Annotated in this window: 19 protein-coding genes; 4 read left to right on the top strand and 15 right to left on the bottom strand. The window is 69.7% G+C overall.

Features of this window, described 5'->3' with window-relative positions; genetic code table 11:
* Window positions 1-5: 5 nt before the first annotated feature.
* On the bottom strand, window positions 6-164 hold the full coding sequence (locus tag EZ313_RS23320) for a hypothetical protein (protein WP_167772587.1): 159 nt from the start codon (window positions 162-164) through the stop codon (window positions 6-8).
* 275 nt (window positions 165-439) lie between these two features.
* On the opposite strand from EZ313_RS23320, the gene EZ313_RS14730 reads away from it, so the two are divergent.
* Entirely contained in the window at window positions 440-724 is a 285-nt protein-coding gene (locus EZ313_RS14730; RefSeq protein ID WP_135264039.1) for a hypothetical protein, read from the top strand.
* Window positions 725-743: 19 nt separating this feature from the next.
* On the opposite strand, the gene EZ313_RS14725 is transcribed toward EZ313_RS14730, so the two are convergent.
* The 3 genes from EZ313_RS14725 to EZ313_RS14715 are packed head-to-tail and all read right to left on the bottom strand — an operon-like array spanning window position 744 to window position 3108.
* Complete coding sequence (locus EZ313_RS14725; protein ID WP_135264038.1) at window positions 744-1394, bottom strand: class II aldolase/adducin family protein; 651 nt, start codon at window positions 1392-1394, stop codon at window positions 744-746.
* Window positions 1391-2665 carry a 3-oxo-tetronate kinase gene (gene otnK, locus EZ313_RS14720; RefSeq protein ID WP_135264037.1) on the bottom strand — a complete coding sequence of 425 codons (1275 nt, stop codon included), beginning with the start codon at window positions 2663-2665 and terminating at the stop codon, window positions 1391-1393. Before otnK ends, EZ313_RS14725 begins: the two co-directional genes overlap by 4 nt.
* A 44-nt stretch (window positions 2666-2709) precedes the next feature.
* Window positions 2710-3108, bottom strand: a complete 399-nt coding sequence (locus tag EZ313_RS14715) for a TraR/DksA family transcriptional regulator (protein WP_135264036.1) — start codon at window positions 3106-3108, stop codon at window positions 2710-2712.
* A gap of 257 nt (window positions 3109-3365) precedes the next feature.
* On the opposite strand from EZ313_RS14715, the gene EZ313_RS14710 reads away from it, so the two are divergent.
* The gene (locus tag EZ313_RS14710) at window positions 3366-3599 is read left to right on the top strand and encodes a hypothetical protein (protein WP_205960400.1); all 234 of its coding nucleotides are present in this window, start codon (window positions 3366-3368) and stop codon (window positions 3597-3599) included.
* A gap of 97 nt (window positions 3600-3696) precedes the next feature.
* Here the strand turns inward: EZ313_RS14710 and ku are convergent, their stop codons facing one another.
* The 5 genes from ku to EZ313_RS14685 all read right to left on the bottom strand — a co-directional run bounded on the left by ku (window position 3697) and on the right by EZ313_RS14685 (window position 9718).
* Window positions 3697-4719, bottom strand: a complete 1023-nt coding sequence (gene ku / locus EZ313_RS14705; protein WP_135264035.1) for a non-homologous end joining protein Ku — start codon at window positions 4717-4719, stop codon at window positions 3697-3699.
* Between the two features lie 37 nt (window positions 4720-4756).
* Window positions 4757-5080, bottom strand: a complete 324-nt coding sequence (locus EZ313_RS14700; RefSeq protein ID WP_135264034.1) for a hypothetical protein — start codon at window positions 5078-5080, stop codon at window positions 4757-4759.
* 91 nt (window positions 5081-5171) lie between these two features.
* Complete coding sequence (locus tag EZ313_RS14695; RefSeq protein WP_135264033.1) at window positions 5172-5411, bottom strand: KGG domain-containing protein; 240 nt, start codon at window positions 5409-5411, stop codon at window positions 5172-5174.
* Window positions 5412-5578: 167 nt separating this feature from the next.
* Complete coding sequence (locus tag EZ313_RS14690; RefSeq protein WP_135264032.1) at window positions 5579-6991, bottom strand: sigma-54-dependent transcriptional regulator; 1413 nt, start codon at window positions 6989-6991, stop codon at window positions 5579-5581.
* A gap of 93 nt (window positions 6992-7084) precedes the next feature.
* Complete coding sequence (locus tag EZ313_RS14685) at window positions 7085-9718, bottom strand: ATP-binding protein (protein ID WP_135264031.1); 2634 nt, start codon at window positions 9716-9718, stop codon at window positions 7085-7087.
* A 324-nt stretch (window positions 9719-10042) separates the two neighbouring features.
* Between EZ313_RS14685 and rpoN the strand changes: the two genes are divergently transcribed.
* Both rpoN and EZ313_RS14675 read left to right on the top strand, forming a co-directional pair.
* Window positions 10043-11425, top strand: coding sequence for an RNA polymerase factor sigma-54 (gene rpoN, locus EZ313_RS14680; RefSeq protein WP_135264030.1), 1383 nt, complete (start codon window positions 10043-10045; stop codon window positions 11423-11425).
* A gap of 30 nt (window positions 11426-11455) precedes the next feature.
* Entirely contained in the window at window positions 11456-12958 is a 1503-nt protein-coding gene (locus EZ313_RS14675; protein WP_135264029.1) for a sensor histidine kinase, read from the top strand.
* Here EZ313_RS14675 and EZ313_RS14670 read toward each other — a convergent pair.
* The 6 genes from EZ313_RS14670 to EZ313_RS14645 form a co-directional block, all read right to left on the bottom strand.
* On the bottom strand, window positions 12948-13562 hold the full coding sequence (locus tag EZ313_RS14670; RefSeq protein ID WP_135264028.1) for a response regulator transcription factor: 615 nt from the start codon (window positions 13560-13562) through the stop codon (window positions 12948-12950). The two genes, EZ313_RS14675 and EZ313_RS14670, sit on opposite strands and share 11 nt — an antisense overlap.
* 34 nt (window positions 13563-13596) lie before the next feature.
* Window positions 13597-14886 carry a tryptophan--tRNA ligase gene (locus EZ313_RS14665; RefSeq protein ID WP_135264027.1) on the bottom strand — a complete coding sequence of 430 codons (1290 nt, stop codon included), beginning with the start codon at window positions 14884-14886 and terminating at the stop codon, window positions 13597-13599.
* A gap of 7 nt (window positions 14887-14893) precedes the next feature.
* Window positions 14894-15556 (bottom strand): site-2 protease family protein, encoded by a 663-nt coding sequence (locus EZ313_RS14660; RefSeq protein ID WP_135264026.1) that lies wholly within the window; start codon window positions 15554-15556, stop codon window positions 14894-14896.
* A 151-nt stretch (window positions 15557-15707) separates the two neighbouring features.
* Window positions 15708-16340 (bottom strand): L-threonylcarbamoyladenylate synthase, encoded by a 633-nt coding sequence (locus tag EZ313_RS14655; RefSeq protein WP_135264025.1) that lies wholly within the window; start codon window positions 16338-16340, stop codon window positions 15708-15710.
* 3 nt (window positions 16341-16343) lie between these two features.
* Window positions 16344-17264 carry a DMT family transporter gene (locus EZ313_RS14650; protein ID WP_240788656.1) on the bottom strand — a complete coding sequence of 307 codons (921 nt, stop codon included), beginning with the start codon at window positions 17262-17264 and terminating at the stop codon, window positions 16344-16346.
* The gene (locus EZ313_RS14645) at window positions 17261-18112 is read right to left on the bottom strand and encodes a 3',5'-nucleoside bisphosphate phosphatase (protein ID WP_135264023.1); all 852 of its coding nucleotides are present in this window, start codon (window positions 18110-18112) and stop codon (window positions 17261-17263) included. Before EZ313_RS14645 ends, EZ313_RS14650 begins: the two co-directional genes overlap by 4 nt.
* Window positions 18113-18123: the final 11 nt, after the last annotated feature.

Here is an 18123-nt window from a genome sequence, read left to right as displayed (position 1 = left end):
CCGTCTCAGTCCAGCAGGATCGTCAGCAGCACCCCCACCCCCGGCGCGATCGACAGCAGCACGATCAGCGCCCAGAGGCCGAGGCCGCCGGGCCGCTCATCGTCAACCGGGCCGGAGTCGTTCCACCAGGTTTCGCTGAAATGGGCCTGGACGGGGGTGGTCATGCGGAAATCGTCTCCACGTCCTTTCGGGCACCGTGTAGGACGCTCGCGGTGCCCAAGGTCAGCGGTTTGCCAGAGCCGTCGCCGAGCCGCGACTGCGGGGTGTGGGCTCGACAGGACGACCAGCCGCACTCCAGCGCGACTCTGCTTGAGTCCGCGCCGTCGCGGCGCTCCGCTGACCCGGGCCGCCGAACGGCACCGACAAGCCGCGCGAGCTGCGCCTCGAACAATGGACTGCACGCGGCGGGGAGCCGTCGCCTCAACCCCAAGGAGCAGCGATGAACGAAAACCGCTCGAACGACGGTCGCTCCGACCGCCCCGGCAGCAAGGAAGCGGAACCCTGGCATCCGGCCGACGAGAAGCGCGGCAAGGCCAACTCTTCGCCGATCGGCACGCACAGCCTCACGGGCGGAGGCGCCGAGGTGGGCATGCCGGCCAAGCCCGAAGCCAACGCGGGCGCGGAGCGCGGCGAGAGCCCGTCCGACGCCGGATCGCCGGCGCAGCCCGATCCCTTGGCCGAGCCGCGCGCCAGCATCGGCGAGATCCTCGGCCGCAAGCCTTGAACTCGTTCGCAGGCCTGGTTCACCAACGAGCGCCGAAGGCGGTGCGCAGTTCATCGATCTGCGCCTCCGTCAGCGGTCGCGGCCGGGGCTGCGCCAGCAGCCAGAGGCGAGCCGTCTCTTCCAGTTCCTCGAGGGTTGCCATCGCGCCTGCCGGCGTCTCGTGCCAGACGTTGGGCCCCAGTCTTTCGAGCATGACCGCGCGCAGCGGCGTGCCCCGCTGCCGGTGCTGCTCGATCTGGCCGGCGACGAGTTCGCCGACCGCGGGATCGCCCGGCCGGTGGTACGGAATCACCGGGACGTGGCCGACCTTCATCACGTAGTAGGGCGTGATAGGCGGCAGCAGATCGCCCTCGCAGGGCTGCAGCGTCAGCGCGACGCAATGCGTGCTGTGCGTGTGGATCACGCAGCGCGCTTCCGGCGCCGCGTCGTAGATGCGCCGGTGCAGCGCGAGCGTCTTGCTGGCGCGTTCGCCGCCGACCTGCCGCCCCTGCGCGTCCACCCTGGCCAGTGCGTCGGGCTCCAGGAAACCCAGGCAGGCATCGGTCGGCGTGATCAGGAAGCCGTCGGCCAGCCGCACGCTGATGTTGCCGGCGATGGCATGCACGTAGCCGCGTTCGAACAGGCTGCGGCCCACGCGGCAGATCTCGCGGCGGGCGAAGTCTTCGTTCATTTGAGCAGGTCGAAGGCCTTGATGAAGAAGTCGCGCGTGCCGAAGTTACCCGACTTGAGCGCCAGGTGGACGCCCGCGCCTTCGCATGCGCCTGCATTCGCGAAGCACCAGGGCACGCCGGGATCGATCTGCGCTCCGATGCGCAACTGGCGCACGCCGAGTGCCTGCACCGCCGCGCCGGAGGTTTCGCCTCCCGCCACGACGAGACGGCGCACGCCCAGCCGCACGAGTCCGGCCGTGATCGCCGCCAGCGTCTGTTCGATCATTTCGCCCGCGCGCGTGCCACCGACCGACTGCTGCACGGCGCGCACCGCATCCGGCGCTGCCGTGGAGTAGACCAGCAGCGGCTGATCGCCCAGGTGCTCGCCCGCCCAGCGAAGCGCTTGCGCCGCCACGTCTTCACCGGCGGCGACGCGCAGCGGATCGATCGCGAAGGACGGCAGCCCGAGCCCGGTGAACTGACGCACCTGCTCCTGCGTCGCGGCCGAACAGCTGCCCGACACCACCGCGCTCGCGCCTTCGGCGCCCGGCAGACGCGCGGCGTCGGAAGAGGGCGCCAAGCCGTGGTTCGTCGGCAGCGCGATGGCGAGGCCAGAGCCCGCCACCATCAGCGGCGCATCGGCCACCGCGCGGCCCAGCGCCATCAGGTCCTGGTTGCCGATCGCGTCCACGATGCCGAAGCGGAATCCCTTCGATCGCAGCACGGCGATGCGTTCGCGAATGGCCTCGCTGCCGCGCGCGACCACCTCGTGCGGCACCAACCCGACGCGGCTCGACCTGCATTGCGCCTGCATCACGCGCACCAGGTTCGCGTCGGTCATGGGCGTGAGCGGATGCTGGCGCATGCCCGAGTCGCTGAGCAGCACGTCGCCGACGAACAGGTGGCCCTGGTAGATGGTGCGGCCGTTCTCCGGAAAGGCCGGCGTGACGCAGGAGAAATCGGCGCCGAGCGCATCGGCCAGCGCTTCCGCGACCGGGCCGATGTTGCCGGCCGGTGTCGAGTCGAAGGTGGAACAGACCTTGAAATAGAAGTGGCGGCAGCCGCGCTCCTGCAACCATCGCATCGCGGCGAGCGATTGCGTCACCGCGTGGGCGGCGGGGATGGTGCGCGACTTCAGCGCGATCACGACGGCATCGACGTCGTCGACCGGCGTTTGCGGCACGCCGATCGTCTGCACGGCACGCATGCCCGCGCGCACGAGGTTGTTGGCCAGGTCGGTGGCGCCGGTGAAGTCGTCGGCGATGCAGCCGAGCAGCAGGGGCGAACTCATGGTGGCGACACTCTAGCGTGTCGCCAGTGTCCGCGAATCAAGCGTCAGGACGCGACGGCCGCGCCTGGGTGCGCCTTCTCCCAGGCCTGCTCGTGCTTCAGGCAGAAGCGCGCCGCGGGCCGGACATTCAGCCGCGCCAGCGGGATGGGCTCATCGCATTCCTCGCAGCGCCCGTAGTCGCCGCTGCGCATCCGGTCGCGCGCGTGGCGCACCTCGCGCAACTCGTCCTCCTGCCGCTGCAGCTGCACCAGGTCAACGCTGGCCGCCATGCGCGCGTCACCGTCCTCGACGGAGTCGCGCACGTCCGAACCGCCGCCGCCCGCGCCCGGCCCCGCGATGTTCTCTCGCAACCGGGCGATCGACTGCTTCAGTTCGTCCTCGCGCCGCGTCAGTTGCTGCTGGAGTTCCGCGCGCTGCTGTGGATTGAGCTCTGGGGTGTCCATCGGACCATTCTGCGGACCAAACCGGTGCGCCGGGCGGGCAGGCCTGTTACGTCCCTTGCGGATGCGTGAAAAGCGGTGAAAACGGCCGAGTCTCGCCGCGACCGGACTGGCTGAGCAGTCGAATGGTTTAATCCGACGCCGCGTCCAGTGCCTTCCGACAGGCTTGCGACAGGTGCCGACTTCCACGTGAGGCGCTGTCCTACAAAGAGGCCGCTGAGCTTGGCCAAGGATGGGCACCTTTCACCAGGAGCCCACCCATGACCCAGCCCACGGATACCCCTCGCAAGCGCGGTTTCGCCCTCCTCGATCCCGAGAAGATGAAGCAGGTTGCGGCGCTCGGCGGCCGCACCGCCCATGCCGCCGGCCGTGCCCACCAGTTCTCCCGCGAGGAGGCCCGTGCGGCAGCGCGCCGCAGCGTGGAGGTGCGCACCCGCCGTGCCGCGGAAGCCCGCCCGGCGGCCAGCAGCGAAGGCAGCAACCCCAGCGCCTGAACCCATCCATTGCGGATCTCCGACCCCGGCCTCGTGCCGGGGTTTTTTCTTGGGGGTTCGTTCGCGCTCGGAACGCCGCGGGAATCTGCGCGAACCCTCAGGCTGCCCGGCGCGTGCGGCTCTTGGTTGTCGCGGACTTTGCGGGCCTGGACTTGTCCGCCGCCTTGCGCTTGTCCGCGCTGCCCTTCGCAACCGCCTTCTCGCTGCTGCGGGCCGCACTCTTGCGCGCGGGGGCTGGGGCAGGAGCGGCCGCGGCGCCGCGCCCAGCACCTTGCAGGCTGCGCTTGAGCAGCTCGGTCAGGTCGATCACGTCGGCGCCGCCGGTGGGCGCCTTCTCGATCGGCGTCACGTGTTCGGTTTCGCCGGCCTGGGCCTTGGCCTCGACCAGCTTCATGATCTCTTCCTTGAAGGAATCGCGGAACTGGTCGGCGCTCCAGTTGGCGCTCATGCCCTCGATCAGCTGCTTGGCCATGTTCAGCTCGGCTTCCTTCACTCCAGCGGCCTTGGCGTCGGAAGGCGGCAGCTTCAGGTCTTCCCAGGAGCGGATCTCGCCGCCCCAGCGCAGCAGGTTCAGGATCAGCGCCGGCCCGCAGGGGATCAGCACCGCGAGGTGCTGCTTGGTCTGGATCACCACCTTGGCGATGCCCACCTTGTGCGTCTGCTTGAGCGCCTCGCGCAGCAGCGCGTAGACCTTGTCGCCCTTGTTCACCGGCCCGACGTAGTACGGCCGCTCCAGGTACACGAAGGGCACCTCGTCGGCGTCGACGAAGGCCTCGATCTCGATGGTCTGCGTGGTCCGCGGATACGCGGCCTGGATCTCCTCCGGGCTGAGCACGACGTAGTCGCCGCCATGCCACTTCACGCCCTTCACGATGTCCTCCTTGTCGATCTCCTTGCCGGTCTTCTTGTTGACGCGCTTGTAGCCCACCGGGTCCATGGTGCGCCGGTCGAGCCAGTCGAAGTCGACGCCGCTCTCGGCGGTGGCGGAGTACAGGCCGATCGGGATGTGCACCAGCCCGAACGTGATCGCGCCCTTCCACAGCGAGCGCGTGGACGTGGGGGCCATGCCCTTGGACGAGGACTCGCGGGACGACGAGGAGGATTTCTTCGCTGCAGCCATGGATCGAAGTCTGCTGGTGTGGCGGCCCGAAGCAAGCTCAGCCGAGCCCGATGAGCCCCAGCACGCGCTGCACGCGCGAAGGCGCCGGCTTGCCCTGGAGCCGGTCGGCTTGCGCGTGCCAGCGCGCGCCGAGGCGCGCGAACTGGCGGCGGCAATCCTGCGAAAAGCACTCCTGCTCGCGCAGCGTCTCGAAGTTGCGCGCGATGCGCCGCGCCATCAGGCAGCGGTGCGCGGGCGCCTGCGTCTGCATGAACGCCGTCATCAGCGACAGCGTCGCCAGCCACAGCGCGCGGCCGGCATCGTGCAAGGTGGTATTCGCGGGAGCCGGTGTGTTCATCGGGCAGTCGAGGGCTGCGGCCATGCTAGGCCGCGCGCCATCGGCGCCCTGTCAGCGCAGGGGCCGCCTGCGAGCCGCGCGGATTCCTACCCGCGCGCAGGCGGCCGCCAACACTTCAGCGCGAGCCTTGCCCGCTGCCGTTGGCGCGCGAGGCGTGCCGCTTCTTGCCCGCGGCCCGTGCTTCCTCGGTGGTGAATTCGTGGGCATGCCCGCTCTGGTGCGCGGCCCGGCCCCCGAGGCTCGCGATCTCGCGCTGCCGCTGCGGATCCATCGCCGCGAAGCCGCGAAGGCTCCTGCGCGCTCCGGTGCCTGCACCGCTTTCCTGCTTCTGGGGAGAAGAATCTTGAGAGGCCATGTTTTCCCGTCCTTTCAGAGTCATGGGGGTTGAATGCCGTGAGGCATCGCAGGGTTGGCAATGCGCGTGCCCAGGGATGGGTCCCGCGCCGAAAAAACCAATCGTCTCTTCGCTGACTGATCCGTGCCGGACCCGCCGCCGCCCGTGGCGGGCGGCCTGCGCGCCGTTTACAGCCCGTATTCCTTGAGGCGGTTGTAGAGGGTCTTGAGGCTGACGCCCAGCGCCGCCGCGGTGCGTTCCTTGTGGTGGCCGTAGTGGTCCAGCGTGGCCAGGATCACCTGCTTCTCGATCACCGCCAGCGGCGTGCCCACCGCGACCTCGATCATCCGCACCGCCGACGGCGCTGCGTGCGCGGACGCACCGTTGCCGGAAAGGGCCACCGGCATCGCCTGCGCAGCTGGCACCGCGGCCGCAGCCACCTGCGCCGGATCACGCGGCAGCCACTGCTCCGTGATCTCGGGCCCGGTGGACATCACGTACGCGCGCTGCAGCACGTTGCGCAGCTCGCGCACGTTGCCCGGCCAGCGGTACTGCGCCAGGCGTTCCAGCGCCTGCGGCGTCGCGCGCTTGACCACGCCTTCGCGCTGGCCGATGTCCTGCAGGAAGTGCCGCACCAGCAGCGGCAGGTCCTCGGGCCGGTCGCGAAGCGGAGGCAGCTCCAGCGGGAACACGTTCAGCCGGTACAGCAGGTCCTCGCGGAACTTGCCCTGCGAGACCGCCAGGGCCGGATCCCGGTTGGAGGCGGCGATCACCCGCACGTCCGTCTCCTGCGGTGTGGTGGAGCCCACGCGCATGAAGGTGCCGGTCTCCAGCACGCGCAGCAGCTTGACCTGCAGCTCCAGCGGCATCTCGGTGATCTCGTCCAGGAACAGGGTGCCGCCGTGGGCGCGCTCGAAGAAGCCCTGGTGCTGGCGCTCGGCGCCGGTGAAGCTGCCCTTCTCGTGGCCGAAGATTTCGCTCTCGATCAGATTGGGCGAGATCGCGCCGCAGTTCACGGCCAGGAAAGGCTTGGCGCGCCGCCGGCTCAGGTCGTGCACGGTGCGCGCCACCAGCTCCTTGCCGGTGCCGCTCTCGCCCGTGACGAAGACGGTGACCGAGGTGCCGGCAACCCGTGCGATCTGCTCGTAGATCTGCGCCATGGGCGCGCTGGTGCCCACCAGGTGTCCGAAGCGGCCGGTGCGCGCCAGGTCGTCGTGCAGGCTGCGCACCTCGTCCTGCAGGACCGAGGGCTTCATCACCCGCGACAGGATGCTGTGCAGCTGCTTGGCGCTGACGGGCTTGATCAGGTAGTCGGCCGCGCCGTAGCGCAGGGCCTGGATCGAGGTTTCCAGGCTCGCATGCCCGGTCATGAGGACCACCTCGGAATTGCCGATCAGGTCGGTCTCGTCCAGGAGCGCCATGCCGTTTCCGTCCGGCAGCCGCAGGTCCAGCAGCACCACGTCCGGCTGCTGGAGCGCCATCTGCCGGCGTGCCTCGCGCAGGGATTGCGCGGTGGCCGCCGAGAAGCCTTCGTTGGCCACCAGCTGCGCCATCATGCGCGCGGCGTCGACGTCGTCCTCGACGATCAGTGCATGACCCATCCAACTCCCTCTTTGATGCTCCGCCATTGCGGCGAATGCCGGGCTGATTATTCGCCGCTGTAGTTCTGCCGTGGTGTAACGCCCTTCGAAATTTCACTCCGCGCTGAGGCTGGCGCGCAGCTGGCCATGGTCGACCGGCTTGACGAGGTAGCCGTCGAAGCCCGCCACCAGCGCGTCGCTGCGATCGCGCTCCTGCCCGTAGCCTGACAGCGCGATCAGGCGGCCCGCGTAACCCGCGGCTCGCGCATGCCGCGCCACTTCATAACCCGTGAGGCCGGGCAGGCCGATGTCGACGATGGAAACCTCGGGCTGCTGCCTCAGCAGGCGCGTGAGTCCTTCGATGCCGTCCGCGGCCGTGCTGACCGTGTGGCCGTCGAGCTCGAGCTTGGAACGCAAGGCGGCGAGCACGTCCGCGTTGTCCTCGATGACCAGCACACGACGGCGCCGCGACGGCGGAAGCGCGTCGCCCTCGGGGTGCAGCGGCGGCGCGATCGCGGGCAGCTCCACCGTGAAGCGGCTGCCCGATGCGGAACTCTCGGCCGCGACCGTGCCGCCGTGCAACTCCACCAAACGCTTGACGAGCGTCAGCCCGATGCCCAGGCCGCCGGCGCGCCGGTCCAGCGTGCGCTCGCCCTGCACGAACAGCTCGAAGACGTGCGGCAGCAGCGACGCCGGGATGCCCATGCCGGAGTCCTTCACGTCGAACACCGCGCGGTCCCCGCGCAGCCCGACCATGACTTCGATGCGCCGGCCGCCGGGCGTGTACTTGATCGCGTTGGTGAGCAGGTTGGTCATCACCTGTTCGAGCCTCACCGCATCGCCATCGACCCAGGCGTCGCTCACGTCCATGTGCAGGTCGTGCCCGCCCGCTTCGCCGGTGAGCTGCGAGGTGCGCCGCACTCGCTCGAACACCTGCGCGAGGTTGACCGGCTGGCGTGCGAGCAGGATCTTGCCCGCGATGACGCGGCCGACATCCAGCAGGTCGCTCATCATGTGCGACAGGTTGCGTGTCTGCCGCGCGATGATCGTCCGTGCTTCGAGCGCCGTCGCGCCGCCGGGCTCGGCCGCTTCCAGCACGTCGATCGCCGCGGAGATCGCGCCCAGCGGATTGCGCAGCTCATGGCCGAGCATCGAAAGAAACTCGTCCTTGGCCCGGCTGGCCGCTTCCGCCGCCTGGCGCGCGGCGACCGCCTGCTCCGTGAGCTCGGCCCGCCGCAATTCGGCCTCGCGCTGGTCGGTCATGTCGACCGTAACGCCCGTCATCTGCACGGGCTTGCCTTCCGGGCCGTAGCGCAACAGGACGCGGCTGGAGAGCCAGCGCCGCTCGCCATCGGGCCGGGGCACCTCGTATTCCAGCGTCTGCATCTGCCGCTGCAGCGCACAGGCGGTCCAGAAGTCGCGTTCGGACGCCGCGCGTTCGGAAGCGGCCATCAGCTCGAACCAACGCGCCAGGCGGGGCGGCTCCAGCGCCTCCACCCCGAACAGCCGGCAGTGCCCCGGCGTCCAGGTCAGCCGGTCGTCCTCGAATCGGTAGTGGAAGAAGCCGACCCGGCCCGCCTCCTGCGCAAGGTCGATCAGGTGCTGGCTGGCCTGCAACTGCTCGTGCGCGGCCAGGAGCTGCGCTTCCACTTTCTTGCGCTTCGCGATGTCGTCCTCGAGGGTGCGCCGGGCCTCTTCATCGTGGCGCGCGGCCGCCTGCAGCGCATCGCGCAGGATCGAGATTTCGCGAACGGCGACCCGGCCCGGCAGGCCGCCCGGCCCGCGCATCGCGAGCGCCTGCAGCGGCCCCGCGATGCGGCGGGCCACCATCACCGCCAGCAGCACGCCAACCAGCAGGCTAGCGCCGCTGACGGAAAGGGCCGCGAGGATCGCCTGCCGGTGCGCGCTCTCGATCGGGCGCGCGGGGATCGCGACCTGCACCGTCCAGCCGGAGGAGGGCACCTGCTGCCACGCGGAGTACACGGCGAGGCCGTCCACGCCGGCCATCCTCTGCACGCCGGATGGCCGGCTGCCGATCGACGTGGCCGCATCCGCGCCGAGGGCCATGCCCAGCGGGGGGTTGGGCGACACCGTCCAGCCGATGAGGCGCAGGCTCGCGTCGTGCAGCAGTGCGTATCCGCCTTCCGGCCGGCTGGCGGAGGCGGCCAGCCGCTGCCACGCGCTGCCCGCCACGCGCGCGCCAAGCACGTGGCGGACCTCGCCGGCGCGAACCACCGGCACGGCCAGCATCACGGCATGGCCCTGGGGTGCGCGCACGGGAACCAGGCCCCAGACGACGGGCTGCCGCTGGCGCAGCACGCGCTCGTGCAGCTGGCCCAGTTCGCCCGCGATGGCGCCGCTGGCCTGCGCATCGGCGGAATCGAACAGCAGGTGGCCTTGCGCATCGAGCAGGAACACGCTGTGCCAGTCGCGCCGCGGCGGCCGCTCGCGCAGCATGCGCAGCCGCGGCTGCGGGGCGTCCAGCAGGTCGGACTGACCGAGCGTGCCGAGTGCGTCGAAGGACGCGTGGATCTCGCTGTCCACTGCCTGCGCCAGGGCGGACGCGGACCGCGTCAGGTTCGCCTCGATCTCGCCTTGCTCCGCGCGAACGTCGGCCAGGATCTGCCAGCACACCAGCGCGGCGAGTGGCAAGGTCGCCAGCAGGATCATCGCCACCAGATAGTGGCGAAGCGAGGCGCGCGGCCAGTACCGCTCCAGGCCGGAGGAGGGAGGTGGGGCCGGGGACATGGCGGTGCGAGGTCAGCGCGACCGAGCAGCGTAGTGCGGCTCAGCCGCCCACGGGGCGGGCGGCAACAGGATGTTTCCCCGGGCGCCCTTGCGGCAAACGCTACCGCCTTGCGGCGCGGCTGAGCCGCGCCCTGCGCAACATTTACAGAAAGCGAGACACGTTCCCGTGACGCTTGCCTAACCTTGTTCGTTCGACGGCCGAGCAGCTGTGACGGGGCGTGTCAGACGTGACGGCAGGGCAGACGCTCCGCAAGACGGCACGTCACTTGCGGCAGGTGTCCTTGCGCATCGCTCGCGCGCCCCGTCTCACCAAGGAAGGAACAGATGCATTCGCTGAGCCTGCAGATCAGTTCAACGATCCAGCCCACGCTGTCGCCGCGCCTGCAGCGCGCGGTGCGGCTTCTGCAGATGTCTTCGATGGACTTCTCGCAGGTGGTGCGCGACGCGCTGGACAACAACCCGTTCCTGGAACCCGACGAGAACGCGGTGGCCGACCTCCAATCCGCCGACGACGTTTCGCCCGCTGTCGATGGGTCGGCCGAATCGCCCGGCTGGGGCGCCGAGCCGATCGCGCGGGCACGGATGGTCGACGGCGAAGGCGTGTTCGACACGCTGGCCGCCCACACGTCGCTGGCCGACCACTTGCTCGGCCAGCTGAACCTGCTTCCGCTGTCGGAGCGGGACTGGACCCTGGCCGCCGCCGTGATCGAGTCGCTGGACGACGACGGCTACCTTCGCACGCCGCTGCAGGAGGTCGGCGCGCTGGTGCCGATGGAGCCGCCGGTGGAGCCCGAGGAACTGGGCGTCGCCCTGCGCCGCGTGCAGTCGCTGGAACCCGCCGGCGTCGCCGCGCGCGACGTGATCGAGTGCCTGCGCCTGCAGCTGCCCGCGATCGACTGCGGGCGCAAGCGCGAACTGGCCACGCGCATCCTGCGCGATTGCGTGCAATGCCTGGCCAGCCGCGACATGCAGTCGGTGGCGCGCCGCCTGGGCGTGACGGTGGCCGAGGCGGACGCCGCGTGCGCCGCCATCCGCCACCTGGATCCGCGGCCCGGCTGGCGTTTCGGCTCGCCCTCGGTGCAGTACGTGACGCCCGACGTGATCGTGCGAAAGGTCCGGGGGCAGTGGACCGCGATGCTGAACGAGGCCGTGGTGCCGCGCGTGAGGCTCAACCGCAGCTACGCCGAAATGTTCCGCCGCCACCGCAGCGCGGAGCACACGGAGCTGGGGGCCCACCTGCAGGAAGCGCGCTGGACGGTTCGCAACGTGGAGCAGCGCTTCTCCACCATCCTGGCCGTCGCGCAGGCGATCCTCAAGCGGCAGCACCGCTTCCTGGCTTACGGTGCGATGGCGATGAAGCCGCTGGCCCTGCGCGAGATCGCGCAGGAGGTGGGCGTGCATGAATCGACCGTCTCGCGCGTCACGAACAACAAGTTCATGGCGACGCCGGTGGGCGTGTACGAGCTGAAGTACTTCTTCTCGCGCGGGCTGGCGACGGCGAGCGGCGGGGAATGCTCGCCCACCGCGATCCGCGGCCTGATGCAGGAGATGTTCGCCGCGGAGTCGCGCGCCAATCCGCTGTCGGATGTGGAGATCGCGCGGCAGCTCGCGTTCCAGGGGCTGAAGGTGGCGCGCCGGACGGTCACCAAGTACCGGCAGCAGATGAAGATCGAGCCGGCGGAGCGCAGGAGGGCCGTTTCGGCTTGAGGACATCCGAACACGCCTAGACTTCGGGCGGTGAAGCCCGACACGACGTCTCCCATCGACACCGCCGGCACCCAATGGGTGGAGGGCGAGCTGGTGCGCAGCCTCATGCGCACGCAGCGCAACACGCAGCTGCTCGGGCTGATGCTGATCCCGGTGTTCATCGGCGTGCTGTGGACCGATGCGCCGCGCGCGGCACTGCTTCTGTGGGCCGCGGCCACTGCGATCATGGCGGCGGCGCGCTTCCGCGTGATCCGGCGCTATGGCCGCGAAGTCTCCGGTTCGGGCGCGGCGGAGCACCTGGACTTCCTGCGCCGCTACGGGTTCATCTGGCCGCTGAGCGCGGTCTGCTGGGGCCTGACGACGGTGCTCTTCTTCGATCGCTCGCCGCTGTCGGACCAGTTCGTCTGCTGGCTGATCATGGCGGGCCTGGCGATGTTCTCCATCAACGGCCTGTCCAGCCACCTGCCCACGATGCGGCGCTACCTGGACACGCTGGCGCTCACGGCGCTTGCGGTGATGGCCTGGCGCATGGGAGTGGAGCTGGGCGGGCACGGGCCGGGCTATCACGGCTGGATGGTGCTGCTGCTGGTGACGTTCTGGCAGGTGCTGCGCCAGGCCGGATTGCGCCTGCACGAGACGCACCGCAAGAACTACGAACTGCAGTACAGCAACCGGCAGCTGATCGAATCGCTCACGCGCCAGACCCAGGCCGCCCTGGACGCGGTGGAGATCAAGAACCGGTTCCTCGCGAGCGCCGCCCACGACATCCGCCAGCCGGTGCACGCATTGGGCCTGTACGCCGACTGGCTGGGCAGCGAGCCGGAGCTGGTGCACGACATCGCGCCCAAGATCGTGGAATCGACGAAGGCGGTGAACGCGCTGTTCGATTCGCTGTTCGACCTGGTGCGGCTGGACTCGGGAAAGATCAGGCTGAAGATCGAGGAGCTGCGGCTGGACAAGCTGCTGCACGACCTCGAACTGCAATACCGGCCGCTGGCGGACGCCAAGGGCCTGCAGTTCCGCGTGCATGCGGTGCCCGGGACCGTGACGTCCGATCCCATCCTGCTGCAGCGCATCGTCGGCAACCTGATCTCCAACGCGGTGAAGTACACGGATCGTGGCGGCGTACTGGTGGCTGCGCGCATGACCCGAAGCGGTCCCCGCATCGAGATCTGGGACACCGGCGTGGGCATCGCACCGTCCTACCAGAAGGAGATCTTCCGCGAGTTCTACAAGGTGCCGAGCCACGCCGGCACCGAGGAGGGCTTCGGCCTGGGCCTGTACATCGTCGGGCGGCTGTGCAACATCCTGGGGCACCCGCTGCAGTTGCAGTCCAAGCCCGGGCGCGGCACCGTGTTCCGGCTGCTGGTCTATCCGACGGACCCGCGCGGCGCCGCCGAGCGGGCCACGGCATCCACCGTCAACATCAAGGCGACCCCGATGCCGATCCTGAGCGAGCCGGTGGAAGCGGACCCGGTTTCGGCGTCATCCCCCGCGGGGGAACCGGCCCTGCAGCGCGGGCTCAGTTACTGAGCAGTCCGTGCGTCCGCGCGTAGTGGATGGTCTGCGTGCGGCTCTTGACGCCCAGGCGGCGGAACAGGCGCCAGAGGTGCACCTTCACCGTGTGCTCGCTGATGCCCAGTTCGTCCGCGATCTCGCGGTTGGACAGGCCACGGTCGAGCATGACGATCAGCTGCTTCTGCCGCTTGGACAGCTTGTTGTCGGTGGGCGCCAGTTCCTCGAAGCTGCCGTCGGTGTTGAGCAGCGCGCGCAGCGCGTTGCCGATCTCCTGCGCGCCGGAAGACTTCTCGATGTAGATGTCGGCGCCGGCCTCGATGCAGGCTTCTTCCGCGTCGGCCGCCGGCGAAGCCGACAGCACCGCAAGCGGCGCCTGCGGGAAGCGGTTCTTCATCTCGTGCACGCCGGACGTGCCCGTGGTGTCGGGCAGCTTCAGGTCCAGGCAGATCAGGTCCGGGAAGCCGTTCTGCTTGACCGCCGATTCCATGCCGCCGATGCGATCGAGCTCGATCACGTGAGCGCCGGGCCGCAGGCGGCGCAGCAGCATCACGACCGCCTCGCGCATGAGCGGGTGGTCGTCGATCACGTACAGGGTGCTGGGATTGGGATTCGGTTTCATTGCCTGGACAAGGATACTGCCAACGGTGGCCGGCTCAGCCGGCGGCCAGTTGCGCCAGCGCCGCCTTCACTTGCGCTTCGCTGACGCCTTCGGCGCGGCGCGCAGCGCCCTCGGCGCCCGCGAGGCCCTCCTGCTTCAGTCGCGCGACGGCGCGGCCCGCCTCCTGCGGAGAGTCGAAGCCGACGCTTTGCAGCAGCAGCGCGCCGCCACCGTCGACGAACTTGAAGTAGTGGCGGCCGTCCGCCTCGCGGTATTGCTTGAAGGAAGGCAGCGCCTGCTTCGACTTCGCCTTGCCGGCGGCCTGCGGCTGCGCGGCCAGGTTGCGCAGGCCGACGGCGTGGCGCAGGCGCCCGATGAAAGGCGTCGCGATCGCGCGTGCCTTCTCGGCCCCGCCCTTGAGGATGCGTTCGAGCTGCGCCGGATCGTTCACCAGCTCGTCGTAACGCTGGCGCATCGGCGCGATCTCGCGGTCGATGCGCTCGAACAGCAGCTGCTTGGCGTCGGACCAGGCGATGCCTTCCGCGTAGGCCTTGCGCAGCGCGGCCGTCTCGGCCTGGTCGGCGAACGCCTGGTAGATCTGGAACAGGGCCGAGCCCTCGACTTCCTTGGGCTCGCCGGGCGCGCGCGAGTCGGTGACGATCGAGAAGATCTGCTTGCGCATCTGCTCGCGCGGGCCGAACAGCGCGATCACGTTGTCGTAGCTCTTGCTCATCTTGCGGCCGTCCAGGCCGGGCAGGGTGGCCACGGTTTCGTCGATCTGCGCTTCGGGCAGGGTGAAGTGCTCGCCGTACAGGTGGTTGAAGCTGGCCGCCATGTCGCGCGCCATCTCCAGGTGCTGCACCTGGTCGCGGCCGACCGGCACCTTGTGCGCGTTGAACATCACGATGTCCGCCGCCATCAGCACCGGGTACATGAAGAGGCCCGCGGTGACGTCGTTGTCCGGTTCCACGCCGGCGGCAAGGTTCTTGTCCACCTGCGCCTTGTACGCGTGGGCGCGATTGAGCAGGCCCTTGCCGGTGACACAGGTCAGCAGCCAGGTCAGCTCGGGGATCTCGGGGATGTCGGACTGCCGGTAGAAGTAGACCTGCTGCGGGTCCAGCCCCGCAGCCAGCCAGCAGGCCGCGATCTCCAGCGTGGAGCGCTGGATGCGCGCCGGCTCGTCGCACTTGATCAGCGCGTGGTAGTCGGCGAGGAAGTAGAAGTTCTCGGTGCCGGGCCGGCGGCTGGCCTGCACGGTGGGCCGGATGGCGCCGACGTAGTTGCCCAGGTGCGGGGTGCCGGTGGTGGTGATGCCGGTGAGGTAGCGGACGACGGGAGCGTTCATGGGCGGATCAGGAAAGCAGTGCGTTCAGCGGCGTCAGCAGCAGCCCGAGCGCGGAGTAGCCCCAGGAGATCAGCGGCCGCAGCCACAGCGAGCCGACGACGCCGGCGACCACCAGGCCCAGCACGATGAAGAAGCCGTAGGGCTCGATGCGGCTGAAGGTCCAGGCCGCGCGCGGCGGCAGCAGGCCGACCAGGACACGCCCGCCGTCCAGCGGCGGCAGCGGAAACAGGTTGAAGGCCCACATCACCAGGTTGACCAGCACGCCGGCCTTGGCCATCTCGAGGAAGAAGCGCTCGTCGACGCCCGCGGCCGCCAGGATGGTGAACAGCACGGCCCACAGGATGGCCTGGATGAAATTGGAAGCGGGGCCGGCGAGAGCGACCAGGATCGAGTCGCGCCGCGGATGCCGCAGGTGCCCGAAGTTCACCGGCACCGGCTTGGCGTAGCCGAAGAGGAATGCGCCCGACGTGGCGAAGTACAGCAGCAGCGGCATCGCGATCGTGCCGATCGGGTCGATGTGCTTGACCGGGTTGAGCGTCACCCGTCCCAGCATGTACGCCGTGTTGTCGCCGAAGTGGCGCGCCACGTAGCCGTGCGCGGCTTCATGGATGGTGATGGCGAAGAGCACCGGAAGCGCGTAGATCAGGACGGTCTGGATGGCGGATTCCATGGGGTGGGCGATTGTCTCAGGTTGGGGGAGGCGGACTTCCGTACGCAGGAAGCGCGGAAAGAACGCAGAAAGCGCAGAGGAATCTTCGAATCTGCTTTTCTGCGTCCTCTGCGCTCTCTTCCGCGCTTTGTGCGTAAGGGAGTTCTCCCGTTCACAGCCCCAGCCGCCCCGGGTCGCCGCGCCCGTGCCGGGTGATGACGGCATCGCCGCCGGTGCCCATGGCTGTCATGTCCACCACGGTCGTGGGTTCGTCGGGACAGGTCCCCGCGATCACGCCGGCCAGCTGGGACTGGAAGCGGCGGCGGATCTCCTCCGCATCGTTCAGCGGATGGCTCTCGTGCGGCGGGATGAACGTGGTGGCCAGCAGCGGCTCGGCGTGCGCCTCCAGCAGCTGCTGCAGCACGTGGTGGTCCGGCACGCGCAGCCCGATGGTCTTGCGCTGCGGATGGCTCACGCGGCGCGGCACCTCGCGGGTGGCCTCGAGGATGAAGGTGTAGGGGCCCGGCGTGGCGTTCTTCAGCAGCCGGTACTGGCGGTTGTCGACGCGGGCGTAGTTCGAGAGCTCGCTCAGGTCGCGGCACAGCAGCGTGAGGTGGTGGCGCTCGTCGACGCCGCGCAGCTGGCGCAGGCGGTCGACCGCCGCCTTGTCGTCCAGGTGGCAGGCGAGGGCATAGCTCGAGTCGGTGGGCACCGCCAGCACGCCGCCCTGGCGCAGCAGCTCGGCGGCCTGCCGCAGCAGGCGCAGCTGCGGATTCTCGGGATGCAGGTCGAAGAACTGCGCCATCGCTCAGGCCTTCGCCGTCTGCAGCGCAGGCGCGCGGGACTCGCGCACCGTGACCCATGCGCCCGCCGCGCCGCAGGCCGCGATCAGCGCCATGCCCAGCAGCGACCAGCCGTCCGGGACGTGGTTGAACGCCAGCCAGCCGCCCAGCATCGCGAAACCGATCTGCGAATACAGGTAGGGCGTCAGCGTCGAGGCCGACGCATTGCGGAAGGCGAGGATCAGCATGAAGTGGCCCACGGTGGCGGCCAGCCCCATGAAGCAGAGGCCGGCCCAGTGCCAGCCGCTGCCCAGCGAGGTCCACACGAAGGGCAGCGCCAGCGAGGCGAGCAGCGTGCCCACCCAGCCGGTGTACAGGTGCATCGTGACGGGATCCTCGGTGCGGGCCAGCCGGCTGGTCAGCACCTGGAACCAGGCGTTGCTGACCACCAGCCCCAGCGGCAGGAGCATGGCCCAGCTGAAGCTCTCGCCGCCGGGCCGGATGATGACCAGCGTTCCGGCGAAGCCGCCGGCCACCAGCGTCCAGCGCACCGCGGAGACATGCTCCTTGAGCACCGTGGCCGCCAGCAGCGTGACGGCCAGCGGGGCCATCATCACGATCGCCGTGAATTCGCCGACAGGCATGTAGCGCAGGCTCAGGAACGCCAGCAGGCTGCTGGTGAGCAGCAGCAGGCCGCGCAGGCACTGGAAAGGCAGGTGGCGGGTGCGCAGCACGCCCCAGCCGCGCCACGGCAGCACGATCGCCGTGGTCGCCACGGCCTGGAAGGCGTAGCGGAACCACAGGGCCATCAGCAGCGGCACGAACGGGCTCACCGCCTTGGTGGTGGTGTCCAGCGCGGAGAAGCACGCGCAGGCGCCGAGCACCAGGGCGATGCCGGCCAACTCGCTGCGGGAGCTGCGCGGCCGCGGCTGCGGCGGGGAGGTCACCGGATGCGGTCCGCCAGCAGGTGCCACACCGGGGTGAGGTCCTCCGGCAGCGGCGGCAGGCGGCCGAGGTCCGTGTGGCTCTCGTCGGGGCTGTGGAAATCGCTGCCGCGCGACGCGGCCAGCCCGAACTCGCGCGCGGTGTCCGCGTAACGGGCGCTCTCGGCCGAGGTGTGGCTGCCGGTCACCACCTCGACACCCTGGCCGCCGTGGGCCTTGAACTCGGTGAAGAGCGCGTACTCCTCGGTCGGGGTGAACTTGTAGCGCGCCGGATGCGCGATGACGGCCACGCCGCCCGACTGGGTGATCCATCGGACGGCATCCTTCAGGCTGGCCCAGCGGTGCGGCACGAAGCCCGGCTTGCCTTCCGTGAGGTAGCGCCGGAACACCTCGTTCGTCTCCTTGCACACGCCGGCTTCGACCAGGTAACGGGCGAAGTGCGTGCGGGAGATCAGTTCCGGGTTGCCGACGTACTTGAGCGCGCCTTCGTACGCGCCGTGGATGCCAACCTGCGCCAGCTGCTCGGCCATCTCGAGCGCTCGCGCGCCGCGGCCGCCGCGGGTGGCCGTCAGGCCTTCGTGCATGCGCGGATCGTCGGCATCGAAGCCGAGGCCGACGATGTGGACGGTTTCACCGGCGAACGTGACCGAGATCTCGGTGCCCGTGAGGTACTTCAGGCCGTTCTCGCGCGCGGCCGCCGCGGCGCGGTGCTGGCCGCCGATCTCGTCATGGTCGGTGAGCGCCCAGAGTTCGACACCGTTGGCCGCGGCGCGCGCGGCCAGCGCCTCCGGCGTCAGCGTGCCGTCGGAGACCACGGAGTGGCAGTGGAGGTCGGCATTGAGGGGCGGCACCCCCTGATTTT

Source organism: Ramlibacter henchirensis, from assembly GCF_004682015.1.
Lineage (GTDB): Bacteria > Pseudomonadota > Gammaproteobacteria > Burkholderiales > Burkholderiaceae_C > Ramlibacter > Ramlibacter henchirensis.
Note: the sequence above shows the minus strand (reverse complement) of the source record. Positions and strands in the feature narration are given on the sequence as shown.